At 72.0% G+C, this 20,088-nt stretch carries 16 protein-coding genes; 7 read left to right on the top strand and 9 right to left on the bottom strand.

Annotated elements, in window-relative coordinates; genetic code table 11:
- Positions 1 to 8 precede the first annotated feature (8 nt).
- On the bottom strand, positions 9 to 944 hold the full coding sequence (locus Nocox_RS08210; protein WP_020546657.1) for a tetratricopeptide repeat protein: 936 nt from the start codon (positions 942 to 944) through the stop codon (positions 9 to 11).
- Entirely contained in the window at positions 928 to 1,479 is a 552-nt protein-coding gene (locus Nocox_RS08205) for a MarR family winged helix-turn-helix transcriptional regulator (RefSeq protein WP_020546658.1), read from the bottom strand. The genes Nocox_RS08210 and Nocox_RS08205 overlap by 17 nt, the downstream gene beginning before the upstream one ends.
- 227 nt (positions 1,480 to 1,706) lie before the next feature.
- On the opposite strand from Nocox_RS08205, the gene Nocox_RS08200 reads away from it, so the two are divergent.
- From Nocox_RS08200 to Nocox_RS08190, 3 genes are all read left to right on the top strand, one after another.
- Positions 1,707 to 3,797 (top strand): hypothetical protein, encoded by a 2,091-nt coding sequence (locus tag Nocox_RS08200; RefSeq protein ID WP_157383405.1) that lies wholly within the window; start codon positions 1,707 to 1,709, stop codon positions 3,795 to 3,797.
- A 364-nt stretch (positions 3,798 to 4,161) separates the two neighbouring features.
- The gene (locus Nocox_RS08195) at positions 4,162 to 4,833 is read left to right on the top strand and encodes a DUF4230 domain-containing protein (RefSeq protein WP_020546659.1); all 672 of its coding nucleotides are present in this window, start codon (positions 4,162 to 4,164) and stop codon (positions 4,831 to 4,833) included.
- Between the two features lie 141 nt (positions 4,834 to 4,974).
- Positions 4,975 to 5,127, top strand: coding sequence for a hypothetical protein (locus Nocox_RS08190; protein WP_020546660.1), 153 nt, complete (start codon positions 4,975 to 4,977; stop codon positions 5,125 to 5,127).
- A gap of 178 nt (positions 5,128 to 5,305) precedes the next feature.
- Here the strand turns inward: Nocox_RS08190 and Nocox_RS08185 are convergent, their stop codons facing one another.
- Genes Nocox_RS08185 through Nocox_RS08175 form a run of 3 tightly spaced genes read right to left on the bottom strand, consistent with a single transcriptional unit; the run spans position 5,306 to position 6,923 of the window.
- Positions 5,306 to 6,277, bottom strand: a complete 972-nt coding sequence (locus tag Nocox_RS08185) for an NAD(P)-dependent alcohol dehydrogenase (protein ID WP_020546661.1) — start codon at positions 6,275 to 6,277, stop codon at positions 5,306 to 5,308.
- Positions 6,277 to 6,501: a helix-turn-helix transcriptional regulator gene (locus tag Nocox_RS08180; RefSeq protein WP_020546662.1), complete on the bottom strand. Its 225-nt coding sequence runs from the start codon at positions 6,499 to 6,501 to the stop codon at positions 6,277 to 6,279. Before Nocox_RS08180 ends, Nocox_RS08185 begins: the two co-directional genes overlap by 1 nt.
- Positions 6,495 to 6,923, bottom strand: a complete 429-nt coding sequence (locus Nocox_RS08175) for a hypothetical protein (protein ID WP_157383406.1) — start codon at positions 6,921 to 6,923, stop codon at positions 6,495 to 6,497. The genes Nocox_RS08180 and Nocox_RS08175 overlap by 7 nt, the downstream gene beginning before the upstream one ends.
- Before the next feature lie 123 nt (positions 6,924 to 7,046).
- On the opposite strand from Nocox_RS08175, the gene Nocox_RS08170 reads away from it, so the two are divergent.
- Positions 7,047 to 7,460, top strand: coding sequence for a hypothetical protein (locus Nocox_RS08170; protein ID WP_020546664.1), 414 nt, complete (start codon positions 7,047 to 7,049; stop codon positions 7,458 to 7,460).
- Between the two features lie 81 nt (positions 7,461 to 7,541).
- On the opposite strand, the gene Nocox_RS08165 is transcribed toward Nocox_RS08170, so the two are convergent.
- Positions 7,542 to 8,729 carry an acetyl-CoA C-acetyltransferase gene (locus Nocox_RS08165; protein WP_020546665.1) on the bottom strand — a complete coding sequence of 396 codons (1,188 nt, stop codon included), beginning with the start codon at positions 8,727 to 8,729 and terminating at the stop codon, positions 7,542 to 7,544.
- An 85-nt stretch (positions 8,730 to 8,814) separates the two neighbouring features.
- Here Nocox_RS08165 and mce point away from each other — a divergent pair, with 85 nt between their 5' ends.
- The 3 genes from mce (at position 8,815) to Nocox_RS08150 (ending at position 11,974) form a co-directional block, all read left to right on the top strand.
- Positions 8,815 to 9,246 (top strand): methylmalonyl-CoA epimerase, encoded by a 432-nt coding sequence (gene mce / locus Nocox_RS08160; protein WP_020546666.1) that lies wholly within the window; start codon positions 8,815 to 8,817, stop codon positions 9,244 to 9,246.
- 188 nt (positions 9,247 to 9,434) lie between these two features.
- The gene (locus tag Nocox_RS08155) at positions 9,435 to 10,724 is read left to right on the top strand and encodes a DivIVA domain-containing protein (protein ID WP_020546667.1); all 1,290 of its coding nucleotides are present in this window, start codon (positions 9,435 to 9,437) and stop codon (positions 10,722 to 10,724) included.
- A gap of 107 nt (positions 10,725 to 10,831) precedes the next feature.
- Positions 10,832 to 11,974: an AI-2E family transporter gene (locus Nocox_RS08150; protein ID WP_020546668.1), complete on the top strand. Its 1,143-nt coding sequence runs from the start codon at positions 10,832 to 10,834 to the stop codon at positions 11,972 to 11,974.
- Between the two features lie 24 nt (positions 11,975 to 11,998).
- On the opposite strand, the gene Nocox_RS08145 is transcribed toward Nocox_RS08150, so the two are convergent.
- From Nocox_RS08145 to Nocox_RS08135, 3 genes are all read right to left on the bottom strand, one after another.
- Positions 11,999 to 12,808, bottom strand: a complete 810-nt coding sequence (locus tag Nocox_RS08145) for an alpha/beta fold hydrolase (RefSeq protein ID WP_246649750.1) — start codon at positions 12,806 to 12,808, stop codon at positions 11,999 to 12,001.
- Between the two features lie 90 nt (positions 12,809 to 12,898).
- On the bottom strand, positions 12,899 to 13,657 hold the full coding sequence (locus Nocox_RS08140) for an SDR family NAD(P)-dependent oxidoreductase (protein ID WP_020546670.1): 759 nt from the start codon (positions 13,655 to 13,657) through the stop codon (positions 12,899 to 12,901).
- A gap of 149 nt (positions 13,658 to 13,806) precedes the next feature.
- The gene (locus Nocox_RS08135; RefSeq protein WP_051112743.1) at positions 13,807 to 20,073 is read right to left on the bottom strand and encodes an RHS repeat-associated core domain-containing protein; all 6,267 of its coding nucleotides are present in this window, start codon (positions 20,071 to 20,073) and stop codon (positions 13,807 to 13,809) included.
- Between the last annotated feature and the right edge of the window lie 15 nt (positions 20,074 to 20,088).

The raw sequence follows: 20,088 nt of genomic DNA, 5'->3' as shown, positions 1-20,088 counted from the left end.
CCCCCAGGCTAGAACAGGGCGCTCGCCAAGGCTCTGCGCGCTTTCGCCAGGGAAGGGTCATCACTCGGCAAGGTGTCGAACAGGCCGAGCAGGTGCCGCCGCGCCCGGTCGCGGTCGTCGCCCGAGGTGCGCTTGACCACGGCGATGACCCGGCCGAACGCCTCGTCGACCGCGCCCGACAGCATCTCGAGGTCGGCGGCCAGCAGGTGGGCGTCGAGGTCGGCGGGGTCCTGCAGGCGGCGCTGCAGGTCGCCGGGGTCGACGCCCTCCGTGCGCTTGATCAGGGTGACGCCGGCCAGGCCCATCTTCGCGTCCTCGTGGCCGGGGACGCGGGCCAGCAGCCGCTGGTAGGCCTCGGCCGCCGCGTCGAGGTCGCCGCGCTCGACGGCCTCCTCGGCCGCCGCGAGGTCGGGGTCGGCGGGCGGGCCCGCGGGGGCCTCCTCGCCGCCCTCGGCCGCGGGCGGCCTGGCGGCGGGGTTGGCCTGGTAGAACTGCTCGACGGCGGCCATCAGCTCGTCGAGCCAGCGGCGCACCTCCTGCTCGGGCAGCACCTGCTGGAAGCCGGTGACGGCCTGGCCCTGGAAGATCGCCAGCACGGTGGGCACGGCCTGCACGCGCAGCGCGGCCGCGATCTGCGGGCTGGCGTCGACGTTGACCCTGGCCAGCACGGCCCGGCCGGCGAGGTCTCCGACCACCTTCTCCAGCACCGGCCCGAGCTGCGCGGAGGCCGGCGCGCGGGGGGACCAGAGATCGAGGACGACCGGCACCTGCATGGAGCGGTCGACGACATCGGTCGTGAACGTCTCCTCGGTCACCTCGACGACCGAGGCCGACGCGGCCTGAGGACCTGCGGCCTCCCGCCGGGCCTGCGCCTCCAGTGCCTGCTTGCGAGCGCCCAGATCGATCGCCCCGTAGAGCGACCCGGGCCTAGAGAAGTCCGCCATGCCCTTCATCTTGCCGCATGGACGAGCCGTCGAAGTCACCCGCCGCGACCCGCAGCGTGCGCAACTGGTCGAACAGGCCGTGGAGTTCGTCCTCGGCGTACATCGCCAGGCCGAACTCGGCGTCCATGAGGTCGCGGGTGGCGCGGCGCACGACGTCGCGGCCGGCGTCGGTGATCTCGGCGAGCACGCCGCGGCCGTCGCGCGGATTGGGCAGCCGCCGGACGTAACCGGACTTCTCCAGCCTGTCCACCGTGTTCGTGACACTGGTGGGGTGGACCATCAGCCGCTCGCCGATCTTCGACAGCGGCAGCGCGCCGGTCTTGCTGAACGTCAGCAGGACGAGCCCCTCGTAGCGCGCGAAGGTCAGCCCGTACGGCTTCAGCAGCCCGTCGAGCTGCGACAGCAGGATCTGGTGCGCTCTCATGATCGAGGTCACGGCCGCCATGGCGGCGGACGGCCCGAAGTGGGCGCGCCAGCTCTCCGCGGCGCGGTCGATGGGGTCGAACGGCAGGTTGAGCGGCTTCTGCTGTGACACGCAGATACGGTAGCGCGCCCCTCGTCCCGGTTCGTCGGGTGATCTGGAGCGACAGGCGGGCCTCCTTGACCAAGAATCCGGACGTCAATCATCACGCTCAGTTATGGTTCTCGTACGAATGGTGACGCGGAAGCCAAGTCCATCAGCCTGTGGGGACCGGCCGGACTGCCCGCTTCCGTCTTGCCGAAGGCACGGGGGGTGCTTGATGGACGTCAACGGGGCAAAGGGTGCGTGAGCACGCGGGCGTTTCACGGGAGGAGCTGAAGCAGAGCGCGGCCGTCACGGTTGCCGTGCTGCTCGCTGTCGGCTTGATCGCGGCGTGGAACGTCCTGATACCGGGCGTGGACGCCTGGGAGAACATCGTGGCCGCGGTCATCGGCTCGCTCCGGCTCACCGGGCCGGTGGCGGCCGCCTTCGCCGCCTGGGTGGCGCTGCGCAAGCGCCGCGCGCTGCGCGGCCGCTCGCTCACCACCTGGCGGGCGCTCAAGGCGCCGCTCGCGATCGTGGTGGTGGTGCTGGGGTCGTTCGCGGCGACGGTGCTGGTGCTGGCCGTCAAGACGGTCCTCACCGACCAGGCGGGCCGGCTCAGCCTGCCGGGGCTGGGCATGGGCATGGCGGGGCTGGCGCTCTACTCGGTCATCGGGTGGGTGGCCGGCTGGGTGCTGCCGAAGGCGTTCACGCCGCCGCTCGCCGGGCTGGCCTGCTACGCGGCGTTCTCGTGGCTGGCCGACGACCGGGGCTGGGCGGACAAGCTGGCGCCCGGCACCGGCGAGCCGTACGACCTGTTCCAGGAGCTGAGCGGGGCCGCGTTCTTCGACCAGACGATCTGGCTGCTCGGGCTCACGGCGGCGCTGCTGCTTGGCTGGGCGGCGACGGTGACGAGGCAGGCGCTGGTGCTGGCGTGCGCGCTGCTGGCGGTGCTGGCGGCGGGCATGGGCGTGTCGCGGGTGCTGGCCCAGACCCGGCCCGCCGCCGCCGAGGACATCGCCTACGCCTGCCAGGACTGGCCGATCACGGTGTGCGTGCACCCGGGGATGCGGGCCGGGCTGACCGAGCTGGGGGCGGTGTTCACGCAGATCGCCATGCGGCTCGACGGCACGCCGGCGGCGTTCAAGCGGGTGGAGCAGCGGCCCCTGGAGGAGAAGCTGCGGCCCTCGCTCGGCCTCGCGCCGATCCACGTTCCCGACCTTTCCGCCGGGTTCGCGGAGAAGGCGGCGTACGAGTACATCGAGTCGCTGTCCGACCCCTGCCCCGGCACCGTCACCGAGGGTTACCGGGAGATCGTCATGGTCTGGCTGCGCGGCGAGCCGCCGGCGGGCGGGCCGCTCGCCGAGCACCAGTACGCGACCTCGTGGTTCTCCTGGCTGAGCGAGCACCAGCGGCGCGAGTGGCTGCGCATGTTCTACAGCGACTTCCGCAACTGCCGGCTGTCGAGCACGCACTTCGGCGGCAGCCCCGCCCGGCCGCAGCTCGTGCCGCAGACGGTGCAGCCGTCGCCCGACTCCACCCACGTCTACCCGGTCTACCCGGATCCGGCCGCCACGCCGGCCGCGCCGCCTGCCTCGTACGGCACGCCGGGCACGTCCGGCACCGCGCCCTCCCTGGGCTACGCTCCCGAGCCCGCGCCCGGCTGGGTCGCCGCCGGCCCGCCCACCTGGTCCACGGCGGGCGGCGCCACCGAGCCCGGCAGGAGCTACGGCGGGCACAGCGGCCGGGGCCCGTTCGGCTGGGCCTCCCACGACCACTGGAACGCCCAGGGCGGAGGGCCGCGGGACGGCGCCGCGGCCGGGCAACCGGCCACCGGCGACACCCCGGCCACGCCCGGCCCCACCACCCCCGCATCCACCGGCCCGAAGAACACCGGCCCCACCGGCCACGTCCCCACCGGCCGCGTCCCGTCCAGCCGCGGTCCATGGACCCACGGGACCCCGCGCACCGTACGCACCGGGGACGGGCGCATCGGGGGCGGACGCACCCGGACTGACGGCAGGACCGACGCTCACAGGCTCCGCGGCGAGGGGTGGCGCGGCCACCAGCCCGTCGGCGACGCGATGTCCGGCGACCGGCCTACCGCCGCCGCCCCCCAGGGCAACAGGACATCCGGGCTCAACAGGACGCCTGGGGACAGGACGCCTGGGGAAACGGCGCAGAGGGGCGGCCCGCGCGCCGGCATGACGGGCGACGCCCTCCCGCCCCGCCGCCCACAGAGCGGCACACGCTCACAGACCAGCAACACGCCCCCACAAACCAGCACTCCCCTGCAAAGCGACCCGCCCCTGCAGAGCAGCGCTCCCCTGCAGAGCGGCACGCCCCTGTAGAGCGCGGCACACGCCCGCAGAGCGGCACGCACCTCCAGAACGGCGCTTCCTCACTGGCAGCGCGCCCCCACTGCGCGGCACACCCTCGCTGGGCAGGCCACACTGCGCGGCGCGCCCTCGCTGAGCAGGCCACACGTCCTGGGTGGCGTGGTTTCGTCGGACGGTGCCCGTGTGTGCGGTGGCGCGCGGTCGCGGTCGGCGCGGCAGGGCGGTCGGCGGGTCACGGCCAGCCCCCGCATGCCCACGGACCGTGCCCAGCCGGGCTGGGCGTAGGATCCCGGGCGGTGCGGGTGTGAGCGGGCGGAATCGGAGATGTCACCCTAGGGCTGGCACTGATGATCGCTGTAGGGGTAGTCATGCCACCATGACGACTTCCCGTACGACGCCACCGGAGGTCACTCCCGGGCGGCGTCGCTGGTGGCGATACGCCGCGGGCCTGCTGGTCCTGGCGGTCCTGCTGGTGGTGGCCGGCCGGCTGGCCTGGACGTACCTCGATCCCACGGGCGAGCGGAACATCGACCGCAGCCAGCCTGTCCTGCTGGAGTCCATCAAGGACCTCAGCCGTTTCGAGGCCGCCACGGGCACCTTCCAGGTGGTCGTGGACCTGGAGAAGGACGCGAACTTCCTGCCCGACGCGATCAAGGGCACCAGGACGTTGTTCGTCGGCGCGGGCGGCGTGGACGCCTACGTGGACTTCTCCTCCCTGGCGACGAACGCGGTCACGGTCTCGCCGGACCGTACGGAGGCGACGATCCGCCTCCCCCGCGCCCAGTTGGAGAAGCCGAACCTCGACAACAACCGCTCGTACGTCTTCGCCCAGCAGCGCGGCCTGTTCGACCGCGTCTCGGACTTCCTGTCGGGCTCCCCTGGCGACCAGCGCGAGCTGTACCTGCTGGCGGAGAAGAAGATCACCGAGGCGGCCGTGGCCAGCGACCTGCGGGCCCGCGCTGACGCCAACACCAAGGCGATGATGGCGGGCCTGCTGAAATCGCTCGGCTTCACGAAGGTCACGATCAAGTTCACCGACGAGCCCTGAGCCGCCCGCCCGTCCTAAGTACATCCCTAGGACTCCTACGTCCAGAGATAAGGCATAAGTCCGATGTGCCGGGGAGGGCCTTAGGCGCAATCTTGAGAGTGCAGACGACAGGCAGAACGAAGAAGCCCGAGGAGCACTCGAATGAACGCCGAACTCGAATACAGCATCATGCAGCACCACGCCTCCGAACTCCGCCGGGCCGCCGCCGAGCAGCGGCGCGTACGTGAGGCGCTGCGCGGGCCCCGGGCCGAGCGCCGCCACCGCTCGCTCCTCGCCCGTTTCCGCACCGCGTGACCGCCACCAAACAGCCCGGCCGCAGCCTCCCTCGCGGCCGGGCTGAACAGCCCCCGTAGGGGGCGCCCGGAGCCGGAGCATTCCTGGGCGAAGGCTGCGGGAGGCGTACGCGAAGCCCCGGTCCATCCTGGTCGGACCGGGGCATCGCGCTGTCCGGGCACGGGGCCCGGCCGGCGGCTCACACGGTGATGACGAGCTTGCCGCGCACGTGCCCCTTCTCCAGCTCGCGGATCGCCTCGGGCACCCGCTCCAGCGGGTACGTCGCGCTGACCACCGGCGTGATCCGCCCGCTCCCCGCCAGCTCGGCCAGCGTCAGCAGGTCGGCCTCGCGGGGGAAGGCGAAGAACATCCGGGGCCGCTTGCGGGTGAACGGCCCGTACAGGGCGGTCCGCAGCTGCCGGTCCAGCCCGGCGAACCACCGGCCGCCGCCCTCCCCGCCCACGATGACGTACGTGCCGCGCGGCGTGAGCGCCCGCCGCAGGTGGGACAGCCGGCGCATGCCCGCGATGTCGACGATGACGTCGAACGGGGGCCGGCTGCCGTCCGTGAAGTCCTCGCGCGTGTAGTCGACGACGTCGTCCGCGCCGATCGAGCGGACGAGCTCCTCCTTCGAGCCTGAGCACACGGCCGTGACGTGCGCGCCGAACGTCTTGGCGAGCTGCACGGCGAACGTCCCGACGCCGCCGCCCGCGCCCGTGATCAGCACGCGCTGCCCGCGCCCCGCCCGCCCGGCGTCGCGCAGCGCCCGCAGCGCGGTCATGCCCGAGGTGGGGATGGCGGCGGCCTGCTCGTACGACAGGTTCGCGGGCATCGGCGCGAGCCGGTCCGCGCGGGCGCAGGCGTGCTCGGCGTAGGCCGCGCCGCAGGTGCCGAAGACGCGGTCGCCGGGCTTGAACGCGGTGACGCCCGCCCCGGTCGCCGTCACCTCCCCCGCCACGTCGGCCCCGAGCCAGGGGCTCCTGGGGCGGCGCGGGCCGATGCCGAGCCGCATCACGTAGGGGACGCCGGTCAGCAGGTGCCAGACGCCCTGGTCCACGCCCGCCGCGCGGACCCGTAACCGCACCTCGCCGGCGCCGGGCTCGGGCTCGGGCACGTCGGCGAGGCCGAGGACGTCGGGCGAGCCGTACCCGCTTCTGGTGATCGCTTTCATCAGAGGTCTCCGTCCGGATACTGGAACACGTCGTCGAGCGGGACGCCGAAGACCCGCGCGATCTGGAAGGCCACCTCCAGGGACGGTGAGTACCGGCCCTGCTCGATGGCGATGATCGTCTGCCGTGTCACGCCGACGCGGTCGGCCAGGTCCGCCTGGGTCATCTCGCCGTGCGTGAAGCGCAGGGCGCGGATCGTGTTGGTGACCTTCGTGGGCTTCACCATCCCGGCATCCCCCGCCGGTAGGCGACGATCTTGAGCGTGGACCCGAGGACAGCCGACAGGACGAACCCCAGGTAGAGCACGTTGGCGATCCAGAAGTGCGGGAGCTCGGCCATCGCCATGACCATCGCGGCCACGGCTCCGGCGACGAGGAACCACTGCCCGGTGTACTCGCCGTAGCGGTGGATCTCGCGGTCCCGCTGGTCCTTCTTGCCGGCCTCGGCGGGTGCGGTGGTGCTCACCGCGACGAACAGCACCATCGAGGCCAGGAACGCGCCGCCGATGCTCCACAGCAGCGGCGCCACGTACGGCACGTCGGTCAGCGGCACGGCGCCCGCCCGGCCGAGGACCGTGGCGACGTAGACGCCGTACGCCGCGACGGTGACCACCAGCATGACCCAGGCGCGTTTCTCTTCGGAAGCCATACGTCGAATGTAAAACAGCGCAGACATGATGTCTAGGATTTTTGACATTGCGAGCCGTGAATGACATCGATGTCACGCTTCGCGTACGTGTGGGGTGGACGGCGGGCGGCCGATGATGCGGATATGCGCGGCAGGCGGCGAGGGCTGGTGTGGATCGGGGCGGCGGTCGCGGTGGCGGCGCTGACCGGGCTGGGCGCGCACTTCGCGCGGGTGGGGCTGGACGAGGCCGACAAGCTCTCCAGCGTGATCGGCGGCTTCGCCGGGCTGGCCGGGCTGGCCCTCGCGGCCTACGGCCTGCTGCCCGCCCAGCCGGGGAATCGCCCGGCGCGAGGGCCGGGCAGAGGCCCGGAGAAGAGCCCCGGGGCCGCCTCGCCGGGGGCGACGGCCTCAGGGCCGCGATCGGTCGCCGTCGCGGGCGACAACAGCGGCGCCATTACGACCGGCGACGACGCCACGAACGTCCACGCCCGTGCGCAGGGCCCCGGGCAGGAACCCGCCCGCCCCGCCCGCGACGACCGCCCGGCCGGCGAACAGTGACGAGAACCTGTCGCCGGCGGGGCGCTCAGCGGTGATCAGCAGGACCAAGGGCCGCCCACCGGGCGGCCGGGCGGCCGGGGGTCAGGACTTCGGGACGCTGATGAGGAGGGCGTCGCCCTGGCCGCCGCCGCCGCAGAGGCCGGCCGCGCCGAGCCCGCCGCCCCGGCGCTTCAGCTCGTGGGCGAGGGTGAGCACGACGCGCGCCCCGGAGGCGCCGATGGGGTGCCCGAGCGCGATGCCGCCCCCGTTGACGTTGACCTTGTCCAGCGGCACGCCCAGCTCCTTGGCCGACTGGACGACCACGCTGGCGAACGCCTCGTTGATCTCGACGAGGTCGAGGTCGTCCGCGCTGACGCCCTGCTTGGCCATGGCCTGCTTGATGGCGTTGGCCGGCTGCGACTGGAGGGAGGCGTCGGGCCCGGCGACGTTGCCGTGCCGGCCGATCTCGGCCAGCCACTCCAGGCCCAGCTCCTCGGCCTTGGCCTTGGACATGACGACCACGGCGCAAGCGCCGTCGGAGATCTGGGACGCCGACCCTGCCGTGATGGTGCCGTCGGCGGCGAAGGCCGGGCGGAGCTTGGCGAGCGTCTCCGCCGTGGTGTCGCCGCGTACGCCCTCGTCCTCCCTGACCAGCACCGGCTCGCCGCGCCGCTGCGGGATCGGCACGGGGACGATCTCGTCGTCGAAGACGCCGTTCTTGATGGCGGCGGCGGCGAGCTGGTGGGAGCGGGCGGACACCATGTCCTGCTCCTCGCGGCCGATGCCGAGGCGGGTGTTGTGCCGCTCGGTGGACTCGCCCATCGCGCACTGGTCGAAGGCGCAGAACAGACCGTCGTGCGCCATCGAGTCGACGACCTCCGAGCCGCCGTACTTGACGCCCTTGCGCAGGCCGGGCAGCAGGTGGGGGGCGTTGGTCATGGACTCCATGCCGCCGGCCACCACGATGTCGAACTCGCCGGCCCTGATGAGCTGGTCGGCCAGCGCGATCGCGTCGAGGCCGGACAGGCAGACCTTGTTGATGGTGATGGAGGGCACGGTCATCGGGATGCCGGCCTTGACGGCGGCCTGGCGGGACGGGATCTGCCCGGAGCCGGCCTGGAGCACCTGGCCCATGATCACGTACTCGACGGATTCCGGGGCGACGCCGGCACGCTCCAGAGCGGCCTTGATCGCGATGCCGCCCAGCTCGACGGCCGACAGGCCGGACAGGGCGCCGAGCAGCTTCCCGATGGGGGTGCGAGCTCCGGCGACAATGACGGACCTGGACATGACAACGGCCTCCTGTGCTCGCGCGTCGGGTCTTTGACACGATACCCACGGGTACAACGTCGCTCGCCATGGAGGTACACCACACATGTTCATGCGGATCGACCACATAGGGATCGCCTGCCACGACCTGGAGGAGAAGATCCGTCTCTTCTCGGAGACCTTCGAGCTCACGGTGGTCGCCCGCGAGGTCAACGAGGAGCAGGGGGTGAAGGAGGCCATGCTGCACATCGCCGACGGCGAGGGCGGGGGCTCCTACATCCAGCTTCTGGAGCCTCTTTCCGAGGACTCGCCCGTGGGTAAGTTCCTCGCCCGGCGGGGCGAGGGTGTTCATCATGTCGCGTTCGGTGTACGCGATGTCACCGAAACCATGGCTAAGATCGGCGCAAAGGGTGTGAGGCTGCTGGACGAGCGTCCCCGACACGGTTCCATGGATTCGCGGATCGCTTTCCTGCATCCCAAGGATGTAGGTGGAATGCTGACGGAGCTGGTCCAAGCCGCAGATCCCGACAAATCGTAAAAAAAGCTCATATGTAACTAGTCACGCAGAAAATTGGACGGGGCTTCGTGGGCGGCACCGGCGCAGTACGCTGGTTCTCCCAACCGGACAGGGGAGCCTGCCGCGAGGCACAGGCTCCCGGCTCGGATTGCCCCCGAACCCCCCGTCCGGCACGTGTAGCCGTCTCGACAACCCAGGATCGAGCCTCCATGCAGTCCGACATCGACGCCCAGCTCAACAATTTCTTCGAGGACGCACCCGCACGCGAGTTCGATGTGGTGCTTCGTGGTTACGACCGGCATCAGGTCCACGATCACCTCAAGCAGCTCGACCAGGAGATTCGCCAGGCGCGCGAGCAGATCACCGGCCTGCAGCGCGATCTGTCCGACTCCCAGCGCCAGCTCCAGGAGCAGGAGCGCCCGACCTACTCCGGTCTCGGCGCCCGCATCGAGCAACTGCTCCGGCTGGCCGAGGAGCAGGCCACCGAGCTCGTCCAGGCCGCCAGGTCCGAGGCCAACGAGATCAAGGCGGCCGCCAAGGTCGAGGCCGCCGACCTGCGCGCCGCCGCCGAGGCCGAGGCCGCCGAGAAGCGCGCCCAGGCCACCCGCGAGAGCGACGAGATGCGCACCGCCGCCGAGCGCGACGCCGAGGAGATCCGGGGCACCGCCCGTCGCGAGGCCGACGAGCTGACCAACACCACCGAGCGTGAGGTCGCCAAGCTCCGGGCCACGGCCGACCACGAGGTGGCCGAGAAGCGCGCCGACGCCGAGCGCGAGATCGCCAAGCTCCGCACCACGACCGAGCGTGAGGTCGCCCAGCTCCGGGCCTCGACCAAGCGTGAGCGCGACGAGGTGCTGACCACCGCCAAGCGCCAGGCCGACGAGATGCGGGCCCAGGCGCAGCGGGTGCTGGAGGAGTCGGAGGCCAAGCGGGCCCAGGACGAGGCGGAGTTCGAGATCCAGCTCGCCTCCCGCCGCGAGGAGGCCGAGCGCCAGGAGGCCGAGCGCCACGCCACCGCCCAGGCCGCCACGCAGAAGCTGGTGGCCGAGGCCGAGCAGCGCGCCGCGACCGCCGAGTCGCGGGCCACGAAGGCGACCCAGCAGGCCGAGCAGACCCGCCGCGAGGCCGACCTGCACGCCAAGCAGCTCGTCGCCAACGCCCGCAAGAACTCCGAGTCCATCGTGGCCGAGGCGAAGTCGAGCGCCGAGACCATCGTCACCGAGGCGAAGAACGAGGCCGAGCGCACCCGTACGGCGATGCAGCGCCAGGTCGACGAGCTGACCCGCCAGCGGGACAGCATCACCAGTCACCTGGCCCAGCTCCGTCAGCTCCTCGGCGGGGCGGCGCTGCCCGGCATGGACCCCGAGCCGGCGGTCACCGCGGCTCCGCCGAAGCCCGCGATCCCGGCGCCCGCGCCGGCGGTCGAGGTGCCGGCCACGACGCCCGCGCCGAAGATCGAGGCGAAGTCCGACGACGACGCGGAGTGGTGGCAGGAGTAACGATTCACCGCACGGGGGCTGATTGACGGCTGGAGAGAGCCTGGCGATCACTGAATCGCTAGGCTCTCTCTGTGTTTCCGGCCTGATATGGGAGGAGTTGCTCGCACTTGTCCGCGAATGCCGAGACTGCCGCCGAGGAGGCCGGGTCCACCCCCGAGGACAAGCCCAAGGCGGAGGACGGGCCGGGGAACGGCGGGCCGGCGCAGCCGTACGGGCTGCCGGGCAAGCCGCTCGCCCGCGGCCCCTTCCTGTTCGGGCTGGTCGGCGGCCTGGGGGTGCTGACCGCGATCGCGATCGCGCAGATGGTCGTCAACTCGCTGAACACGATCATCCTGGTCGTGGTGGCGATGTTCCTGGCCGTCGGGCTCAACCCGGCCGTCGAGGCGTTACAGCGGCGCGGCCTGGCCAGAAGGGCCGCGATCTCCATCGTGTTCATCGGGGTGATCGTGGCGTTCGTGCTGTTCGGGCTGGCGATCGTGCCTCCGGTGGGGCAGGAGCTCGCCGACTTCGTCGCGGCGGTGCCCGGCTACGTCAACGAGCTGAGCAACCATCCGGCGCTGCGGCAGCTGGACGCCGACTACCAGGTCATCCCACAGCTCGCCCAGTTCGTGACCACCACGCTCGGGCCGTCGCTCGCCACCGGCATCATGGGCGCGGGCCTGGTGGTGCTGGACGGCGTGTTCACCACGGTGACGCTGCTGGTGCTCATGCTCTACTTCCTCGGCTCGCTGCACACGATCAAGGCGTACCTGCTGAAGCTGGTGCCGGCCTCGCGCCGGGAGCGGACGAGCGCGATCAGCGAGGAGATCCTGACCGGGATCGGCGGCTACGTCGCCGGCAACGTGCTCATCTCGGTCATCGCGGGCGTGCTGACCTGGATCTTCCTGTCCATCGTGGACGTCAGGTACGCGCTCGCGCTCGCCCTCGTCGTCGCGCTGACGGACCTGATCCCGCTGGTGGGCGCCACGATCGGCGCGGTGGTGGTCTCGGCCGTGGCGCTGCTGCAGTCGGTGCCGGTCGGCATCGCCTGCGCGATCTTCTTCATCGTCTACCAGCAGTTCGAGAACTACCTCATCTACCCGAGGGTGATGAAGCGCTCGGTGGACGTGACGCCGGCCGTGACGGTGATCGCCGCGTTGTTCGGCGGGGCGCTGCTCGGCATCGTCGGCGCGCTGGTCGCCATCCCGGTGGCCGCGGCCATCGCGCTGATCATCCGCGAGGTGGTGATCCCCCGGCAGGCCCGCGCCTGAGCGGGCCCCCGCCTGGAGCCCGCGTCATCGGTGGGCGGCGCCGAGCTCGCTCTGCAGGAACTCCGACACGGCCGCGTTGAACGCCTCCGGCTGCTCGACCGCGCTGAGGTGGCCGGCCTTGGGGATGACCTCCAGCCGTGCGCCGGGCACCGCCTCCGCCATGGCCTTGGCCTCGGCGGGCGGCGTCAGGTCGTCCTCCTCGCCCACCACGACCAGCAGGGGGACCTTCAGCGCCGCGAGCGTGCCGGAGGAGTCGGGCCGCCCGGCCATCGCGCGCTGCGCCCAGGCGACCGCGCCCGGCGGGGCGGACTGCACCAGCCCCTTGACCCGCCCGAACACCATGGCGCGCCGCTCCTTGGTCGTGGGCCCGATGAGCCCCGGCAGCACCTCGCTGACCAGCACGTCGCTCCCCTCGGACAGCACGGCCCGCGCGATGCGCTCCCTGTTGTCCCTGGCCGGAGCCGGGTCGGCGACGGCCTTGGTGTCGGCGAGGATCGCGCCGAGCAGGCGGTCGGGGTGCCTGCGGCAGAACGCCAGCGTGACGTAGCCGCCCATGGACAGCCCGCCGACCACCGCCCGCTCGATGCCCTCGTCGTCGAGCAGCCTCGCGACGTCGTCGGCCATGAGGTCGATTGACGGGTCGTCCTCGCCCAGGCGGGAGCCGCCGAAGCCGCGCAGGTCGGGGGTGATGACCCGGCAGACCTTGGCCAGCGCTTCCCGCTGGGCCAGCCACATGGCCGACGACAGCGGGAACGCGTGAAGCAGCACAACCGGGAGCCCGGTCCCGGACGATCTCGTGTAGAGCTGCACGGCCCCCACGGTAACGCGGATCACGCCCGTGAGCACACGATGTCGCATGCCGATATGCCGCAAAGCGCGCGACCGCTTCCGCCCGCCCGGTCGGACCGCAGGTCAAGACGCAGGTCAGATCGCGGTGGCTCCGCCGTCGACGAACAGGACCTGCCCGGTCATGTACGCCGACGCCTCGCTCGCCAGGAAGATCGCCGGCTGGGCCATCTCCTCGGCGGTCCCCCAGCGCCGCATGGGCACGGTGGCGACCGTGGCCGCCCCGCCGCTTTCGTCGTCCCAGAGGTTGCGGTTGAGCTCGGTGGCCGTCCAGCCGGGGCACAGGGCGTTGACCCGTACGCCGGCCCGCGCCCACTCCACGGCCAGCGTCTTGGTGAGCGCGACCAGCCCGGCCTTGGCGGCCGCGTACGGGGCCAGGAAGGGCGCGCCGAGCGCCGCGACGGAGGCCACGTTGATGACCGACCCGCTCCCCCGCTCCAGCAGGTGGGGCGCGACCGCGTGGCAGACGACCATGGCCGAGTCGAGGTTGAGCCGCATGAGCTTGTCCCAGCCGGACATCCGCAGGTCCTTGAACTCGACCATGAAGTTCGAGCCGCCCGCGTTGTTGACGACGATGTCGAGGTGGCCGAGCCCGTCGATCGCGGCGGCGACGGCGCCGGCGGCGGCCTCGCGGTCGGTGAGGTCGGCGGGCAGCACGACGGCCCGGCGGCCGAGGGCCTCGATCTCCTTGGCGACCTCGGCGAGCGCATCGGCCGACCGGGACACCAGGGCCACGTCGGCGCCGGCCGCCGCGTAGGCGAGCGCGACGGCCCGCCCGATGCCCTTCGACGCCCCCGTGACCAGGGCCTGCCTACCGTTGAGATCGAACGCGCCCACGCCGCCTCCTCCGTTGCGTGCCAGCCGAACCGAACAAGATTCTATGGAGAGCGGATCCGGGAACGCCAGGGACGCGGGAGCCCCCGCCCCGGACGGGTGTCCTTCCGGAACGGGGGCTCGGTGCGTCCTTTCCCTGAGCTGACGTCCGATCAGTTCGGCGGGACCGCCGGCGGCCGGAAGATCTCCCAGATGCGGTAGATCACCGTCGGCATCTTCGAACGCGGCGTCTCCGACGAGTACGCCTTGCCCGCCGGGCCCCACCCGGTGCCCTGGTGGGCGATGCCGTCGGATTCCCTGGGAGCCGCCCTCGTGCCCGAACCCGTGGGCCGCACCCGGCCGAGCTGCTCGTCGATCGACCGCTTCTGCGCCTCGCTCAGCCCGCGCGGCTGGGAGGAGTTCGGCGGCGTGCGCTGGGCCTTCGGCGGCGACTGCCGCTGAACCGCCCTGCGGCTGGTCGGGCGGACGGCGGGACGATGCCGGACCGTGGCCTTGGACGGTCTGCTGGCCCGCCTGGTCACCGCCCTGCGCGCGGCCGCCGCGCGCCGCCGGGCCGCGTCGGCCCGCCGTGCCGCTGCCGCCGCCCGTCGCCGGGCCGCCGCCGCGGCGGCCCGCTGCCTGGCCAGCGCCGCCTTCCTCCTGGCCACGGCGGCCGCCCGCTTCTTCGCGGCCTCCGCGGCTCTCTTCCTGGCCTCGGCGGCCGCCCGCTTCTTCGCGGCCTCCGCCGCCCGCCGCTTGGCCGCCTCGATGGCACGCTTCCTGGCCAGGGCGGCGGCCCTGCGTCGGGCCGCGGCGAGCGCCGCCCGCCTGGCCGCCGCCGCCGCGGCCCGCCGCGCCGCAGCCGCGGCCAGCCTCTTGGCCAGCTCGCGCGCCGCTATCCGCGCCGCGATGCCGACCACGAACCAGAAGAGCTGGCCGTCGGGGTCGCTCATCGTGACGGGGCTGTTGTTGGCGTAGGCGTAGGCGTTGAGCTGCTGCGGCTCTCCCTCGTCGATGATCGGGTCCACCGAGAGGAAGCGGCCGTTGACGGGGTCGTACTCGCGGGCGCCGAGGTGCACGAGCCCGGTGGTGGCGTCCTTGGTGCCGCCGACGAAGCCGCGCTGTCCCGGCCACCACGGCGGTGGTGACCCGCGGTCCTCGCCGAACGGGCTCTGCCTGCGGATCGCCACGTCACCGGTGCCGGCGTTCACCATGGCCTGCGCCGTGCCCTGGTGGTCGTTGGCCATGAAGTAGAGCTGGTTGTCCGGCGTGCGCACCGCGATGGCCTCGCCGCCGATGGTGTAGTAGCGGGTCTGCTCGACGGTGTTCTTGGCGTAGTCGAGCCGCAGCTCCATGTCGTCGATGTAGAGGGTGGCGTCGGTGGGCGTCTTGCGCAGCAGCCGGTCGCCGTCGGCGTCGTAGACGAACGAGGTCGTCCTGCCGCCCTCGGTCACCGACTCCAGGTTGCCTTCGGCGTCCCAGGCCAGGGTCTGGTCGGCGCTGCCGACCTTGCGCCTGGTGGTGTTGCCGGCCTCGTCGTAGCCGAACAGGTCGGCGCCGACGCTCTGCAGCGCGTGCGGCTGCTTGCTGCCGGGCGCCGGGTAGGTGTAGGTGCGCACCTGCTCGGAGGCGCCGCCCCAGGCGTGCTTGGTCTCCTTCGTCCGGTTGCCGGTGACGTCGTAGGCATAGCTGACCGCGTACGGGGCCACGCCGCCGATCTTGCCGGACTCCGGGGCGCCGCTCGCGCAGTCGTCAGTGGCCGTCCACGCGGAGGTCAGCCGGCGCAGATGGTCGTGGGTGAAGCACTGGGTGTCCTGGACCGCCCGGTCGGCGATCTTGGTGACGTTGCCGGCCGCGTCATAGGTGTAGGACAGGTCCAGGTCGCCGGCGGGCGCGCCGGCCCGGTCCAGCCGCATGCCGGTGAGCCTGCGGGTGCCCTCGTCGTGGGTGTAGGTCAGCCAGGTCTTCTTGCTGCCCTCGCCCAGCTCGTACTGGAGGGTCTCGCCGAGCTTGCTGTAGCGGGCCGCGCTCACGTAGGCCGACAGGCCGGTGACCTTGACCGGCTGGTTCAGCCCGTCGTAGCTGTAGACGACCGACTCCGCGTCCAGGCCGCCGCCGGCCGGGAAGCTGATCGACTGGACCTGGTCGTCGAGCGTGTAGCGGGTGTTGAGCTGGTAGGAACCCGCGAGCTTGCCCTCCCGTGCCGGGATGGTCACGGTCTGGCGGAGCGTGCGGTAGTCGGCGTCGATGTTGTTGATCTCGGCCGTGTACGCCTGCCCGTCCACGTACCGGATGGCGGCGTGCATGTGGCCCCTGGCCAGCCCGTCGTACTTCCACTCGGCCAGCAGCGTGCCGGTCGCCGAGCCCTCGCGCAGCTGCGTCTTGCGGCCGAGGGCGTCGTAGCCGTACCACAGGGTCCTGCCGCGCGCGTCGGTGGTGGTGACGATCTCGTCGGCGTCGTTGTACGTGGTGGTCGTGACGCCCTTGTCGGGGTCCTCCGTCCTGATCTCCCTGCCGCGCAGGTCGTAGTGGTGCCGCCAGACGTTGCCCGCCGCGTCGGTCACCGTCGCCAGCCGGCCGGCGCGGTCGTAGGTGTACTTGGTGGACTCGTACTCGCCGGTCGGGGTCGAGCCCTTGTACTGGCGCAGCTCGACGAGCCGGTCGTGCGCGTCGCCGATCCGGGTGGTGGCGGTGTCGCCCGGCAGCGGCGTGATGTCCAGCCGGTCGCCCTGGTCCTTGACCGAGACGCGGTACTTCTCCACGCCCTTGACCTTGAAGACCTCGGCGTTGACCTCACCCGCGCCGTCGTACAGCGACACGACCTGAGTGGGGACGGCGGCGTCGGCCACCGCGAGCAGCTCGGTGGACGGGTTGCCGGTGGCGAAGTAGCCGGTGTTGACCTTGTGCTCCTCGCCCTGGGAGTTGTAGAAGGTGTCGGTGATCGTGCGCCCGTCGCGCAGCGCCGGATCCTGCGTCTGGTCGTCGACGGGAGCGGGTTCCTGGGTCTGGCGCTCGCGCATCAGGCCGTCGAACAGCTCGTGACTGGTGGTGTAGCTGCCGTCGGCGTTCAGCGTCCTGGTCGTGACCACGCTGGGGCCGTCGTTGCGCACCTGGTAGGAGAACTCGGTGCTGGGCGACTGGTTGGCGGCCTTGCTGCGGTCCGGCTGCCAGACCTTGACGAGCCGGCCGAGCGCGTCGTACTCCATGTCCACGCGCCGGCCCGCGGCGTCGATCTCGGCGGTCGGCTCGCCCCAGGCCGGTTCGAGCAGGGTGCGCTCGGTGTGGCCGAGCTGGTTGGTCTCGGTGGTCTCCGTCGGCAGGGCGCCGGAGGCCGGGACGTAGGTGGTGACGGACTTGGTGCCGACCGGGTCGGTCTCGCTGGTCTCGCGGCCGTAGGCGTCGTACGTGCGGGCGCTGCCGGTGATCGTCTGCCCGTCGGGCGAGACGAGCTCCTGCACCGTGGTCACATCGCCCTTGGTCGGGGCCTGGCCGTGCGACTGGCCGTCGTACTGGATCTTCTCGTCGGAGAGGACCTCCTCGGCGGCCAGCTTGGCGATCCCGGTGGCGCAGCCGGTCGCGACCTTCTGCACCCGGCTGGGGAAGTCGAGCATCCAGCTCGTGTCGTTGCGGGCGTAGGTGTAGCGGATGCACTGGTCGTCGTCGGCGGTGGCCAGGTCGCCCTTCTCCTCGACCTGCATCAGCAGGCCCTTGGTGTCGTACGTGCGGTCCTCGCCGGTACGCCGCCACTTGCCGCCCGCCACCGCGGTGCGGGTGACCATGGACGCGGGCTGCACCACGTGCGCGGTCTTGGTGACGCCGCCCTGCGTGGACTCGGCCGTCTTGGCCGACCAGGCGTCCTGCACGGTCGCGGTCAGCGTCGCGCCGCCGTCACCGTCGAAGAGGATCTCCTCCCGCTCGAACCCGGCGAGCTGGTCGAGGTCGTCCCGCTTGACGCCCTCGGAGTCCTCCACCTGGACGCTGCGCTTGGAGCCGTCGGCCAGCTTGTCGCCGTGCATGCCGCGGAAGTAGCGGAACTCCGTCAGCGTGCGCTTGCCGTCCTGCCCGTCGCCCTGGCGGACGCGGACCCGGCCGTAGCCGCGATAGTCGGCCCACGTGCGGTGCTCGGGCTTGACCAGGATGTTCTCGGCGTAGTGCCAGGCCGCGCCGTCGAGGTACTCGTAGTCGGTGACCACGTTCGGCGAGCCGGCCACCCGGTCCACCTCAAGGGTCTGGGTCACCAGGTACTTGTGGAACCAGTCGGTGACCTCAGGCTCGTTCGGCGGGGCCCAGCGCTGCGGGAAACAGCGCCTGGTGTTCCTGTCGGCCGCGGGCACGTCCCCCGGCTTGCAGTCGGCCGCCGAGTAGTTGATCCGCAGCTCGCCGCCGTACTCGTTGCCGATGGCCTGCACCCGCCACTTGACCAGCGGCGCCCGGCCCTCGTTCGAGTCGACCCTGTTGGGCAGCTGCACGCCGGTGAACGTCACCGGCGGCAACGTGATCGTGCCGCCCACGTGGCCGGTCTGCCGGATGGAGGCCAGCCACAGCGCCGGGCTCATCCCGTCGCCGGAGGCGGGGAACTGGTGCGTCAGCGCCCACGAGTCCACCGGGGCGAACTGGCCCGCGCTGTTGCGCACCTGCGTGGTGACCTTGGCCAGCCGCTTGCGGGTGAAGAACGTCGGCGCGAGGCGGTCGGTGCACTTCACCCCGCTGTCGCAGATCTGGTCGAACGGCACGTCCGGCCAGTGGCTCGCGGTCTCCTTCTTGAGCTGCTCGGGCGCGCAGGTGATCGAGCCGCTGGGCAGGCAGCGCTCGGCCACGTCGAACACCACGCGGGCGGCCGGCTGCTTGGTGAACAGCTCGTTGCTCAGGTAGCCGTAGTCGATGCGGGTGAGGTACGCGCCGCGCACGTACTGGGTGCCCTGCTCCGGCTTCATGTTGCGGCCGTAGTAGTTGGTCTCGCGCTCGTACCAGTACGTGGTGGCGTTGCCGTGCGTGTCCACCTCGTAGTCGAGGTTCCACCGGTAGGCCTGCTGGCACCAGGCGTTGGCCGGGGTGCTGTTGTAGCAGGGCTCACCGCTGTTGTTGCCGAACACCGGCACGGTCTGCACCGACTTGGTCTCGGCCTTGCCGCTGGCCCAGCCGGGCAGCCGGTTCAGGCCGAAGGTGTACTGGGCGCCGTCCGGCGTGGTGACCCGCCAGTACTCGCCGTTGTTGTCGCCGTTGGTGGCGCCGGTGAGCAGCTCGATCCTGGTGCCGTCGTCGCGCTTGGGCCGCCACTGCTTGGTGGTGGCGTCCTTGACCAGCTCGACCGACGAGTCGCCGAGCGACATGATGGCGTTGTCCTGGTCCCAGCACAGGTCGCCGGTCTTCTTGCCGTCGAGCATGCACGACTTGTACCGGCGCTCGACGAAGCCGCCGGGGTTCAGCTCGAAGCCCTCCCCGGCCCAGGACGTCTGGTTGTTGGTGGAGACGGTGCGCCCGTCCACGCTCTGCGAGGAGTAGCCGAGCGCGATCTCCGGCTCCTCGCCGCCCAGCGACGGGGGCACGCGCATCTCGTAGCCCCAGCTGAAGTCGCCGGACTGGGTACCGACGCTCCAGTCGGACGCGGCCGACAGGGAGGTGGCGGCGTGGTCGCCGGACGGGCCCGAGGCGGCGGCGGTCACCGCGTACAGGCCGGCCGTCTCGACCTCGGCGGTCACCGTGCCGTTCGCCGCGTTGTTCTCGCTCTTGACCGGCGTGGGCTGCGGGCAGTCCGCCGCGCCGGTGAGCGCGCACTCCTCCAGCTTGACCACGCGCAGGCGGGCGCCGTAGTCGCCGCCGTAGGCGTAGCGGAAGCCGGAGTAGTCGATCTGGAGCCTGGTCGTCGCCTGGCCGGCCGAGCGGGCGGCCACCCCGTTCTCGGCCGGGGAGACGCGCATCGTCAGGCCGAGCCGGTCGGACTTGGCGGGGTCGAGCAGCTCGACCTTGACGGGGGTCGCCGCCTCCGCCGCCTCGGCGGACGTGGCGTTCTTGGCGGCCTTCTGCGGCGGGGCCAGCCTGATCGGGAAGTCGCCGGCGGCGAGGGTCCGCGCCGCGGCGTCCGCGCCGCCCAGCTCGACGGTCTGCGGCTTCGGCCAGCTCACGCCGGGCGCGGCCGTCCATGCCTGCTTGGCGACCGGGTTCTCCAGCGGGGGCAGGACGGGGACCTTGGTGCCCTTGACCGGGGTCTCCTTCTGCACCCGGGGAGCGGGGCGTGGTGCGGCCTCGGCGGGCATGGCGTACGCCATGGGGACGACGAGGATGACGGAGAGGAGCGTCGCCAGGCGGCGCGGCCAGGGGGACTCGGGCTTCGGGTGGAGGAAGCGGTTCCAGTAGGGGTCGGGGGCGTCGGCGACTTCCGGGGTTTCCGGAGGGCGGTTCCAGCGGGATTCGGGCAGCTCTAACTCACTCGGCAGATCCATGAACTCTCCCAGTCG

The organism is Nonomuraea coxensis DSM 45129 (assembly GCF_019397265.1).
Lineage (GTDB): Bacteria > Actinomycetota > Actinomycetes > Streptosporangiales > Streptosporangiaceae > Nonomuraea > Nonomuraea coxensis.
This window is presented reverse-complemented; position numbering and strand designations above follow the sequence as displayed.